This window comes from Streptomyces sp. NBC_00457 (assembly GCF_036014015.1).
GTDB lineage: Bacteria > Actinomycetota > Actinomycetes > Streptomycetales > Streptomycetaceae > Streptomyces.
In genome coordinates, this window is the sequence record NZ_CP107905.1 from 664350 (window position 1) to 676064 (window position 11715).

Genomic DNA, 11715 nt, shown 5'->3' on the forward strand with positions numbered 1-11715 from the left:
ACACCCTCAACTGGTCCAGTCCAGTTTGAGGGAACCTCAGTTCGGTCAAATCCGGCGTTCTGAGGTTTCACTCGGCCACTGAGCACCCGAGCCTTGGAGTGATTGCACATGCCGACACCCGCCCCCTTCCTGTACAGGGCCTTATCGGAACGCCCGTACTTCAGTGCCGACGGCGAGACCTACCTCGCGCAGACGCAACTGCGGGACATCGAAAAGTCACGACCGCTGCGCGTGCTGTCGGAGGAGGACTTCGCCTTCTGGCAGACCTACGGTTACGTGGTCGTCAGGGACGCCATCTCGCCGGGCGCCGCGAAGAGCCTGCTCGAATTCGCCTGGGAGTTCCAGGGCCTTGATCCGGACCGGCCCGAAACCTGGTACGAGGAGCGGGAGTTCCGCTCGGACCTGGACCGTGACCTGCATGTCTACGGCTTTGTCGAGGCGTACCACCACCAGCTCATCTGGGACAACCGGCAGACCGAGCGGGTCTACGACGCCTTCGTCGATGTGTGGGACTGCGAGGAGCTGTGGGTCACGCTCGACCGGCTGAACCTCAACCCGCCCAATCGGGGCAGCCGTTCGCGTTCCCTCATCGAACCCACCGACGAGGGCTTCGACATCGAGCTGCACTGGGACGTCGACACCACCCTCGGCGTGCTGCCGCAGCGGATCCAGGGCATCGTGGCCCTCAATGACACCGAACCCGAACTCGGCGGATTCCAGTGCGCGCCCGACCTGTTCCGGCAGTTCGAGGAGTGGCGGATCGCCCAGCCGGCCGGCCGCGATCCGATCAGGCCCGCGGTCGACCGCGGGGAGTTCCCGGTGGTCCGTCCCGATCTGAGCGCAGGCGACCTGCTGATCTTCAACGGTCTGCTGGCCCACGGCGTCGCGCCCAACCTCTCCGACAACGGTGTCCGGGCCGTGCAGTACCTCTCGATGATGCCGGCGCTCGAGGAGCACGAGGAACTGCGGTCCTCCCGCGTCGAGTCGTGGCGGACGCTCAGCACACCGGACTGGAACGGGACGCTGCTCGGCGACGCGCAGCGGCACGAATCTGTGCGGTACGGCCCCGCCACGCTCAACGACCTGGGCAGGAAACTCCTGGGACTTCAGTCCTGGAGCGGACAAGAGAGCACGAAGTGAACCGAGAGACCAGCACCGACCGGATCTGCCTGACCCTCCCCACCAACAGGGCCTGTTCCCCCGCCATCGCCGAGATCAGCGAGGAGGCGGCGTACGCGGCCCGCACCTTCCCAGTCGAGGTGGATCTGCTGATCCTCGACTCCAGCGACGAGGCCACGCGGTCCGAGCACGCCCGTGTCGTCGCCGAGCTGCCCGTCACGCCGAACGTGACCGTCCACCACCTCGACGAGGCACGGCAGCGCGACTTCCTGCGGCACGCGATCCGGCACTCCGGCCTCGCCGAGCAGGAGCGGATGCTCGAACTCATGCTGCCGGCCGACCTCTCCTACGGGGCCTGCACCAATCGCGCCTTCCTGATCGCCAGTGCGCTCGGCTGCCGGTCCGTGCACCGCAGGGACTCCGACTGCACGTACCAAGTCTTCGACGGCGAAAAGGTCTTCCCGATCCACCACGAGCTCGCCTCGCTCGGCAAGCCCGCCTCCGAGGCATCGGCCGCCGTGTCGGAGACCGTCCTCGAGCCGGCCCACGCCCACCGTCCCGTGTCCATGGTCGGATCGTCCTTCATCGGTGAACCGTCCGTGGACATCGCCGAGATCGAGCGGCTCGACGCGGGCGTCTACCACGACGTCGTCAGCCTGTGGGGGCCCGTCGACTGGTCGGACGAGGAGAAGCGGCAGCTGGTCGACGAGTCCTTCAAGGGCGCCGGAACGGAACCCTTCACCGGCGACCACGCGACGCTGACCCTGGTCGACCCGATGCGGGTGGACATGAGCAACATCGGCTTCCACCACGAGGTGTACGAGCGGGTGCCGCTGCCGCCGGCCACCGACACCATCGGCAGCGACTACTTCCTCATCCACCTTGTCCACGACGCCGCCCTGCCCGGCGTGCTCCACAACCGCCACATCGAGAACTTCTACACGCCCTACCGCCGCACCGACGCCGGATTCAGGGCGTACCAGATGCGGTTCGTGAAGTTCCTCCTGTCCATGCTCTACCTCAACTTCGTCTACGACAGGATGGGTTCGGCCGGCGCCGCACTGGTGGACGACCACGAGCACGTTCGTGGCGACACCATCTCCGGCTTCCTCGGGGAGAGCACGGGTCTCGACCGTACCGACAACGTCTGGCGGCTGGACCGTGTCAGCACGTCCTACCGCAAACTGGGCGGCCGCTATGCGGAGTTCGCCGAGCTGATGGATGCGCGGCGCGAACAGCTGCTGGACGAGGCCCAGTCGGACATGGAGGACTTCGCCCTGCTGATCGACGCCTGGCCCGCGCTGGTGCGCGCCGCACGGGACACCGGCCTCAGAACCGCGGTCGGCCTCGGGAGTGCTGACGGGTGAGCACGGACCTGGACACGCGGCTGGCCGGCGCACTGGCCGCCGCGTCGTCGGACTGCATCGTCTTCGACCTCACGGGGATCGCGGGCCAGTACGACCACCTGATGCGTGAACTGCCGGATGTCACCATCCGGTTCGCGATGAAGGCGTGTCCCGTCGACGAGGTACTGACCTGCCTCGCGGACCGGGGCGCCGGCTTCGACGCGGCGAGTCCGGCCGAGGTCGCACAGGCACTGCGCCTGGGCGTGCCGACGGACCGTATCCACTACGGCAACACCATCAAGTCCGACGAGAGCATCGCGGAAGCCCACCGGCTCGGCGTGCGGACCTTCGCCACGGACAGCATGCAGGACGTGGCGGCGATTGCCACGCACGCACCCGGAGCCCGTGTGTACTGCCGCCTCGCCACCAGCGGGGACGGAGCCCTCTGGGGCCTGAGCCGGAAGTTCGGCTGCTCACAGGACGACGCCGTGCGCGTGCTGACGGCGGCCCGCGCCGCAGGTCTCACCCCGGCGGGGCTGTCCGTGCACGTCGGCTCCCAGCAGATGACGTGCGAAGCCTGGCAACGGGCCGTCGACGTGCTGGCCGACACAATGCTGGCGCTGCGTGAGCAGGGCATCGTGCTGGATCACGTCAACCTCGGCGGTGGTCTGCCCGCGCTCGGTTACCGCGACCGGCACGGCAGGAGGCTGGAGCCTCCGCTGGACAAGATGTTCACCGTCCTCCGTGAGGGCATGGAAGAGCTGCGGGACCTCAACGCCGCTCCCCTCGACTTCGTCATGGAGCCGGGCCGCCATCTGGTGGCCGACCACGGCGCCATCCGGGCGCACGTCTACCGGCTCACGGAGCGACGGCAGCCCGACGGCGAACGCGTCCACTGGCTGTACCTGAGCTGCGGCAAGTTCAACGGCCTCTACGAGATGGACGAACTCTGCCATCGGCTCGTCTTTCCCGGTCACACAGGCGGGGAGTACGTGTCCGCCGTCGTCGCCGGTCCCACATGCGACAGCGACGACGCCTACGGGGCCGCGTACCAGCGGGTGCCCAGGGCGCTCGTATCGGGCGATCCGGTCTGGATCCTGTCCGCGGGCGCCTACGCCACCAGCTATATGACCCAGGGCTTCAACGGCTTCGGGCCGCTTCCTTACACCTTGACCGCGGGAGAGCGTGACCAGTGCCAGTAGGCCTCGACACCGGGATCCGCCACGTCCGCGACACCGACTGGCCGGAGATAGCCGCCCTGGAAACCACCGCGTACGCCGGCAGTTCGCTCTCCGAAGGGCAGGCGGCGCTGGAGTCCAAGGGGCACGCCTCGCCGCACACCTGCTTCGTGGTGGACATCGAGGGACGCATCGCGGGCTATCTGCTCGCCCTGCCGTATCCGATGTTCCAGTACCCGGGCCTGGCCCAGACGGAAGAGCCCGCGCACCACTCGCGCAACCTCCATCTGCACGACGTGGTCGTCGCACCGGAGCAGCGCGGCAGGGGATGGGGAAGCAGCCTCCTGCGCCGCCTCACGGGGGCGGCGCAGCCGTCGTACGAACGCATCTCCCTCATCGCCGTAGACGGAATGGCGGCCTTCTGGGCGTCGCGTGGGTTCCGGGCCCTGTCGGCGGTCCGGCTTCCGGAGAGCTACGGCGACGATGCCGTGTACATGTCCATGGCGCTGCGCGGAAGCGGTGCCAGCCCTTCGAAGGAGGTGGTCCGGTTCCCATGCCTCGCGTCCTAGACGACTTCAGACGTACGCAGCTGGCGATCGCGGCGCTGTTCTGTTTTCTCGGGTTCCAGTACGCCACCTGGGCGTCCCGGCTGCCCGCCCTCAAGACCCGTCTCGACCTGAACGCGGGGGAGGTGGGTCTGCTCCTGGTGGCCTGCGGAGCAGGGGCGGCAGCCTCCTTCCCCCTGGTGACCTTCCTGATGAAACGCCTGGGCACGCGGCTGCTCGCCCTGCTCTCCGGGCTGGGTCTGGTGGCGATCCTCCTCGGGCTCTCCGCGGCTCCCAACTACCCGGTGGCCCTGCTGATCATCTGCGCCGACGGCGTGGCCGTCGGCTGTCTCAACGTGGCCATGAACGCCCAGGGCGCGACCCTGGAGTCGACGTACGGGCGTACCGCCATGACCCAGCTGCACGCCACCTTCAGCGCCGGGGCGTTCCTCGCCGCTCTGCTGTCGTCCGGCATGAACGCCGTGACCTCGAAGATCGCGCCGCACTTCGCCGCCGCGTCCGTGGTCCTCCTGGTGCTCCTCGTCTGCGCCAGGCCCCGGCTGCTGGCCGACGCGGCGAAGGACGAGCAGCCCGCCGAGGAGAAGACCGCCAAGAAGCGCCGTACCTTCACCAGGCCGTCGCGGGTGATGCTCTGGCTCGGCTGCGCCATGGCGTTCGCCGAGGTGGTCGAGGGCTCCATGAACGACTGGTCGGCGCTCTACCTCAAGGACGTGACCGGCGCATCGGCCCAGGTCGCTCCGTTGGGCATCGCCGTCATCTCGGTCATGATGGTCGTCGCGCGCCTCCTGGGCGACGGCTGGCGCAGCCGCTGGGGCGACGCCCGCGTCGTCCGCGTCGGCAGCGCGGTGGCGGGAACGGGACTGGCCCTCGCACTGCTCACCGGAGGCGTGGTGCCCGCGCTCATCGGGTTCGCGTGTGTGGGCCTGGGCGTTGCGGCCGTGGCTCCGTGCCTCTACGTCGCCGCGGCGGCAGAAGGCCCGCAGGCACTGTCGCTGGTCGCAGCCCTGGGCACCACCGGGCTGCTGGCCGGTCCCGCGCTGATCGGGTTGGTGGCCGGCGTGAGCAGCCTGGCGTGGGGCATGGGTGTCGTGGCCGCTTCGGCCGTCATCGTCTCGGTGTGTGCCACCCGGATTCGCTGGGACTCCGGGAACTCAGCGGGAGAATCCTCGGCTCTGACTGCCGAGCACGGCGCCGCGTGAGCGCTTGAACTATGCGGTTCATCGAGGGTGCCCGAGGGCCGTGGCCGTGGCCAGGTCGTCGAGGTGCCGGGCGACCGGGCCCAGGGTGAGCAGACCGCTGCCCGCACCGGCCAACTCCGCCGCCGCGGGGGTGAGTTCGGTGTGGGCGCGCTCCATCGTGGCACGGTCGCCGACGGCGACGGCCGCTCGTGCGACCAGGCACCACAGGGCCTCGAACAGCAGGTCGCGCGGGGGCCGGAAGCCGCTGCAGGGCTGCCGCGACCCAGTCGCCGCGGTCGCGGGCCAGCAGCACCAGTGGGCGGACCCATGGTTCGTACGGTCCCCAGTCGGTGTCTTCGTCGGCTTGCGCGGGCTGCGCGTGCCGTACGCGGACGCACAGCAGGGCGAGCGGCAGCAGCCCGCGCTCCAGCCCGGGCATGCCGCATCCCTCCAGCAGTGCGGCGGCTTCCTGGTAGGCCGCCGCCGCCTCGGCCGCAGGCCTCCCGCCGGTCGCGGCGAGCCGCAGGGCCCGGTACCAACGGGTGAACACGCCTACCAGCGGCAGCTCATGACGCTCGGCCAGTTGGTCCGCATCGGCCGCGTGACGGTCCGCCCCGGGGGAGTCGCCGAGCGCGCCGCGGGCCTGGAGCCGGATGAGGTGTCCGAGCACCTCCCAGGTGGCCAGACCGTTCCGTGCCGACAGGGCCACCTGTTCGGCACCGATCGAGTCGCGGAGCGGGGCAAGCCCGGCGCGCTGGAAGCTCTGCATGAACACGGCGTTGAGGGCGAACGCCAGCAGCGTGGGGTCGTCCAGGCTGCGGGCGATCTCCTCGGCCTCTCGGGCGGCCTCGTGGCCACGGGGTGAGTGGGTGCCGCGGGACTCCAGGGCGATCGTGGCCAGCAGGCGGGCCCGCGCCGCAGGGTGCGCGCCCGGAAGAAAGGCGGCGAGGGTGCGCTCGGCCGCCGCCACCACGCCGGCGGCCTGCTCCGGGTCGTCGACACGGGTCCAGATGGCCGGCACGTCGTACGCACCGATCACCCGGGCGGTCACTTCCGGATCGCCCAGCTCCTCCGCCGCCGTGATGGCCGCGACGCGGTGCCGACGGGCGGCCAGCAGCCCGTCGCCTCCGGTCACTGCGAAGTTGCGCAGCAGGCCCACGGTCGAGTCGAGTCGCGCCCGGGTGCCGCTGGTGACGGAGCGGTCGTACGCCGCGGTCGCCTCGGCCCACACCTGCGCCGGACCGCCCATGCGGGGGCGCGATCGAGGTGCGGTGCGTGTTCGAGGATGTCCGCCTCAAGACGGCGCAGCCCGGGACCCGGATCCAGTCCCAGCTGCTCTCTGAGGAGCGTGCGTGCCCGGCGCAGCACCGCGAGGGCGTCGCTCTGGCGGCCGGTGCGGTACAGCGCGAGGGCCAGCAGCCGCCAGGCCTCCTCGCGCGACGGGTGATCAGCGACGTGCGCGTCCAGGTCGGGTACCGTCTCGGCGGCACGTCCCAGGGCCAGCCGTGCCTCGGCCGCGCGCTCCACGATGTGCAGCCGCAGCTCGCCCAGGCGGGAGCCGTCCGCACGGGCCCAGCTCTCCTCGGCGAAGTCGGCGTAGGCGGGGCCGCGCCACCATCCCAGAGCCTCTTCCAACGTGGCCGGCGCATGCCGGGGCGACTCGGTCGTGGCCGCGGCCACCGCCTGCTCGAACCGCCAGGCGTCCACCGTGCCCGGCGCTGCGCGCAGCGCGTACCCGGGCCCCTCGGTGACCAGCAGCCCGGCCGGCGCACGGGGCGGGCGCGTCGGCGGGTGGGTCCTCCCACAGGTCCTCGACCAGGCGGCTGACGGGGACGATGCGGCAACGAGCGACGATCAACCTGGCCAGCACCGCTCGATGCCGCGGCCCCTTCAAGGCGATCGCATCTCCGGCACGGTCCCAGGCCGCCACCGGCCCCAGCACTCCGAGTGCGACCTCCACCTCTCGACCACCCTTTCCGGATGCATCTGCCCTGGTCACGGTAGCGCGCTCATCGGCTACTCATTCACGCCCGGCAGGCTCTGAGACACCACGTCGCGCATGACGAGACACGACTTCTCTTGCGCATACGACAGGCCGCATCATGACGCCTGCCATCCCCGGGTTCGACCGCCGACGCGTTCCCGGCGCCGAGGGCGTGTCCCTGAACGCCGCCGTCGCCGGTTCGGGCACCCCGGTCGTCCTGCTGCACGGTTTCCCGCAGACCCACCTGATGTGGCGGCATGTGGCTGACCTCGTGGCCGACCACACCGTGATCTGCCCCGACCTGCGCGGCTATGGCGACAGTGACAAACCCGCCGAGACCGACGACACGGTCTACGGGAAGCGCACCATGGCCGCGGACGTCGTCGCCCTGGCGCAGGCCCTGAGGCATGAGCGCTTCGCACTCGTCGGGCACGACCGCGGCGCCCTGGTCGCGTTCCGCGCCGGGCTCGACCACACGAGACGATCACATACCTGGCATGCCTCGATGTGCTTCCCACGGTGGACATGTGGGAGGTGATGCATGGGGTCGCCGCCGCCGTCGGCTTCCACCTCTACCTCATGGCCCAGCCTCCGGGACTGCCCGAGCAACTGATCGGCGCCGTCCCCGACCTCTTCTTCGGTCACTTCCTCGACAGCTGGACCGGCGACCCGCAGACGATCCCCGCCGACGTCCGGGCCGCCTATCTGGACGCCTGCCGAACCGCCGTGCCCGCGATCGTGGCCGACTACCGTGTCTCCGCCGGCATCGACCTCGCCCACGACCGGGCCGACCGGGACGCAGGGAACCGCCTGACCATGCCGGTCGCCTTGCTCCAGCAGGACTGGGGCGCCGCTCTCGGCTTCGACGCATCGGCCCTGTGGAACGCCTGGGCCCCGGATCTGAGCCACACCACCGTCACCTGCGGACACTTCATGGCCGAAGAAGCCCCCGCCGAGGTCACCAAGGCGATTCGAGCGCTCCTGGCTCACTGATGCTCTTGGCCCGCTGAGCCGACGCGTCAGCGCGCTGCCGCACTGCGGGTGAGGAAGTCGATGGCCGGAGGCCCGAGGAGCAGCCGAGCGCGGCGGTGGCGCCGTAGAGCAACGTGCGGGTCTGGCCGAGGCGTTCGAGCAGTCGGGTGCCGGTCAGCCGGCCGTGGGCCGTTAATGCGTTGCGGCCGGTTCCCCCTCCCCCGGACCCTGACCCCATGGCCTACACCCTGCGCCCCGCCGCGCTGACCGACGCGGCCGTCATCACCGACCTGCTCAACGAGATCGACCGGATCGAGATCGGTCGGCCGGAGACCGACCTGCACACCGTGCAGGCCGACCTGAAGCACCCGGAAACCGACCTGGAGCAGGACTCCTGGCTGGCCTTCGACGGGGACCGGCCGGTGGCCTACGGCCTGTTGTGGGACGAGTCGGGTGGTGAGCGCATCGACATCGACCACTACGTGCTCCCCGACCACCAGCGGGCCGGGCTGCGCATGCTGGAGGCGATGGAGGCCAGGGCCCTGCGCAAGGCCGGCGAGAACGGCGTGGTGAGGGCCGTCGTGCATCTGCACCTGAACACCTCGCCCACGCTGGACACGGAACTGATCCGGGCACGGGGCTGGTCCGTCGTACGGCGCTATCACGTGCTGCACCGGCCTCTGGATCCCGCCCGAGACGGTGCGCCGCAGCTGCCGCCGGGGGTGCGTCTGCGGGCGTGCGCCGACGAGGCGGACCGGGTGCGGGTGCACGCCCTGTACCAGGGCACGTTCGCCGAGCACTTCGACTTCCAGTCGCGTACCTACCGGCAGTGGCTGCATGACATCGACGCCGAGAGCCTCGACTGGTCACTGGTGTGGATCGTGAGCACCGAGGACCTGGGCGACGTCGGGTTCCTGATCGCCCGTGACGACCGCGCGGCCATGGGGTGGATCCGGAGCATCGGCGTCCTGGGCGAAGCCCGCGCCCGGGGCCTGGGCGGCCTGTTGCTGCGGCACGCGTTCGCCGCTTTCGCCGCACGGGGACGGGACACCGTGGGACTCGGCGTGGACACCGACAACGCCACCGGGGCTCCCGGGCTGTACGCCCGCCACGGCATGACCGTCCACTACGCCGTCGACACGTGGGAGGCGGTCGTGACGTGACCGGCCGGGGTGCGAGGCCCCCGGTGCGGGAACGACGGCGGCCGGACCCGCCTCGCAGGTCCGGCCGCCGTTCAGGTGCCCGCGGGAGCGGTCGGTGTCATGCCGAGCCGCGTCGCCGCAACAGCAGCAGACCGGCGATCAGGAGCACCGCCCCGGCCGCGGCCGGCCACAGCTTCGCGCCGGTTTCGGCGAGTGAGCCGTCGACGGTCTGCGGTTCGGTCTGTCCCGCTGCCTGCTGGTCGGACCCGACGTCGTTGGCCACCGGCTGCTCGGTCGCGGCCTCCCCGATCTCCTGGTCCTGTCCTGCGCCGCCCTGTGCGGGGGCGGCGGCGTCGGACTGCTCCGGGGACGGCGTGGCGTAGACCTTGGGCTCGTCGGCCTCGGCCGGAGGGTTCGCGGCGCCGTTCTCCGGCTCGGTGGCCGGCGTGTCGGCCGGAGGCTCCTCGTCCTGCTGCCCGTTGCCCGGGTCGCCGGGGGTGGCCTCGCCGTTGTCGCCGCCGGACGGGTCGTCCGCGCTCGGCGACGGCTTCTCCGGCTCGCCCGCGGGCGGGGCCGACTGCTCGGGTTCGTCGGCGGGCGGCGCCGACTGCTCAGGCTCGTCCGCGGGAGGAGTCGGCTGCTCGGGCTCGTCGCCCCCACCGTCACCGGTTCCCGCACCGCACTGGCGGCCGCTGTTGATGCAGTCCACCATCTCCGTCATCAGGTCCTCGTCGAAGACGTTGATGAAGTCGCCGTGGTCCGTGACCGGCTTGTGCAGCTGCTCGGGGAAGGCGTCCACCGCGAACAGCGGCGTCGTACGGCCACCGTCGTCGAGGCTCGGTGCGTCGATGTCGTAGACGATGCGCTGCACCAGTTGCGGGATGGCCTTGAAGCCGGACGGGCAGCTGCCGTCGGCCGCGGCGAAGGCCACGTGCGTGCGGTGGTTGGCGCTGTCGATGTTCGAGCCGTCCCAGCAACTCTGGAACTTGAAGGTGCGCACGACGTCGCTGCCCTGCGGGCAGAGCGGGTACTTGTCCTTGAGCTGCCGGTCCTCGAAGCCGGTGCAGCTCCATGAGGCGTTGGCGTTGGCGGTGCCGTTGACGAACGCCTTGGCGTCGCCGGTGATGATGCGCAGGAACCGCGGCATGGCCGTGACGTCGCCCTGCGGGCTGCCCACGAAGTTCAGCGTGACCTGCTTGGGCGTGACGATCTCACCGGTGTTGCCCTCGATGCCGCCGCCGGGAGAGTTCGCGTCCTGTTCCTGGACGCCGTTCTGCAGGCGCACCACGGGCCAGTAGTACGTGGACTTGTCGCCCGCGTCCTCGCAGCTGGTGTCGGCGGCGGCCAGGTCGTCGTCGCTCGCGAAGGCGTCGTTGGCCTGGTTGCCGATGTAGTCGTGGAAGTGGTGGGCGCCGTTGGAGACGCCGGGGGCCACGATCACGTTGTCCGAGTTGAACAGGCCGTTCTCGTTGACGCCGCAGCTGGTGGTGAAGGTGCCGCGGGAGGCGTTCGCCGGGCTCGGCGCGTTGGGCTGGACGGCGGTGATGTCCGCGTAGTCGGCGGCCACGGGACCGTTGCCGGCCGGCTGCTCGCCCCCGTCCTGGCCGTCCTGCTGCTCCTGATCCTGGCCCTCGCCCGCCTCCTGGCCCGCGTCGCCTTCCGCCTGGTCCTGGCCGTTCTGGTCCCCGTTCTCGACCGGGGCCTCGGGGGCGCGCAGTTCGCAGGCCGCGAGCGCGTCGAGGCCTTCGGGGCGGTCGCCGGCGCCGTCGATGGCCTGGGCGATGCTCTCGATCGTGGCGGTCCGGTCTTCCTTCAGCGGGTTCATGATCCCGCCGTCGACGGAGCCGCCGTCCTGCTGCGCGGCCTGGGCCTCCCTCAGACGCTGGTAGGCGTCGGTGATCTGCTGGTCGAGCACGGCGAGTTCACGGTCGACGTCCGGCCGTGCGGTGTCCGGCACCGTCGTCAGCCGGCTGCCCACGTCCGGGCAGTCGATCGTGGCGGCTCCGGAGGCGAGGACCTGATCGGTCCCGCTCTGCGTGGCGCCGTCCTCGGTCGCCGACGCGTAGACGTTCGCGGCTATCAGTCCACCTCCGCCCAGCATCAGCGCGACCGCAGCAAAGGTCGCGCGCCGCTTGCCCGTTGGACGTCTGCGCGAGGTGCGAGTCAAGGAAGTACTCCTACGCGTGTGGATCTGCTCGGCATGGAATCCCCACGCCCCATACGGAACTCA

General features: G+C 70.7%; 7 protein-coding genes and 2 pseudogenes. 7 read left to right on the plus strand and 2 right to left on the minus strand.

The genetic code is table 11. The features are described 5' to 3' along the window. Positions 1–108 precede the first annotated feature (108 nt). Genes OG828_RS03155 through OG828_RS03175 form a run of 5 tightly spaced genes read left to right on the plus strand, consistent with a single transcriptional unit; the run spans position 109 to position 5408 of the window. Positions 109–1140, plus strand: coding sequence for a phytanoyl-CoA dioxygenase family protein (locus tag OG828_RS03155; protein WP_328349928.1), 1032 nt, complete (start codon positions 109–111; stop codon positions 1138–1140). Further along, entirely contained in the window at positions 1137–2486 is a 1350-nt protein-coding gene (locus OG828_RS03160) for a DUF6271 family protein (RefSeq protein ID WP_328500023.1), read from the plus strand. Before OG828_RS03155 ends, OG828_RS03160 begins: the two co-directional genes overlap by 4 nt. After that, on the plus strand, positions 2483–3667 hold the full coding sequence (locus OG828_RS03165) for a type III PLP-dependent enzyme (RefSeq protein WP_328500024.1): 1185 nt from the start codon (positions 2483–2485) through the stop codon (positions 3665–3667). The genes OG828_RS03160 and OG828_RS03165 overlap by 4 nt, the downstream gene beginning before the upstream one ends. After that, complete coding sequence (locus OG828_RS03170) at positions 3658–4212, plus strand: GNAT family N-acetyltransferase (RefSeq protein WP_328349932.1); 555 nt, start codon at positions 3658–3660, stop codon at positions 4210–4212. The genes OG828_RS03165 and OG828_RS03170 overlap by 10 nt, the downstream gene beginning before the upstream one ends. Beyond that, on the plus strand, positions 4197–5408 hold the full coding sequence (locus OG828_RS03175) for an MFS transporter (protein ID WP_328349934.1): 1212 nt from the start codon (positions 4197–4199) through the stop codon (positions 5406–5408). Before OG828_RS03170 ends, OG828_RS03175 begins: the two co-directional genes overlap by 16 nt. An 18-nt stretch (positions 5409–5426) precedes the next feature. On the opposite strand, the pseudogene OG828_RS03180 reads toward OG828_RS03175, so the two are convergent. Then, a pseudogene (locus tag OG828_RS03180) lies at positions 5427–7347 on the minus strand (AfsR/SARP family transcriptional regulator). Between the two features lie 142 nt (positions 7348–7489). On the opposite strand from OG828_RS03180, the pseudogene OG828_RS03185 reads away from it, so the two are divergent. Then, positions 7490–8364, plus strand: a pseudogene (locus OG828_RS03185) (alpha/beta fold hydrolase). 215 nt (positions 8365–8579) lie between these two features. Then, positions 8580–9506: a GNAT family N-acetyltransferase gene (locus tag OG828_RS03190; RefSeq protein ID WP_328349936.1), complete on the plus strand. Its 927-nt coding sequence runs from the start codon at positions 8580–8582 to the stop codon at positions 9504–9506. A 97-nt stretch (positions 9507–9603) separates the two neighbouring features. On the opposite strand, the gene OG828_RS03195 is transcribed toward OG828_RS03190, so the two are convergent. Then, positions 9604–11586, minus strand: a complete 1983-nt coding sequence (locus tag OG828_RS03195) for a DUF1996 domain-containing protein (RefSeq protein ID WP_328504789.1) — start codon at positions 11584–11586, stop codon at positions 9604–9606. Between the last annotated feature and the right edge of the window lie 129 nt (positions 11587–11715).

What these genes read in the sequence shown, in the direction of transcription:
- OG828_RS03155 (WP_328349928.1), top strand. Translation starts at nt 109, where the DNA reads ATGCCGACACCCGCCCCCTTCCTGTACAGGGCCTTATCGGAACGCCCG.
- OG828_RS03175 (WP_328349934.1), top strand. Translation starts at nt 4,197, where the DNA reads ATGCCTCGCGTCCTAGACGACTTCAGACGTACGCAGCTGGCGATCGCG.
- OG828_RS03190 (WP_328349936.1), top strand. Translation starts at nt 8,580, where the DNA reads ATGGCCTACACCCTGCGCCCCGCCGCGCTGACCGACGCGGCCGTCATC.
- OG828_RS03195 (WP_328504789.1), bottom strand. Translation starts at nt 11,586, where the DNA reads ATGCTGGGCGGAGGTGGACTGATAGCCGCGAACGTCTACGCGTCGGCG.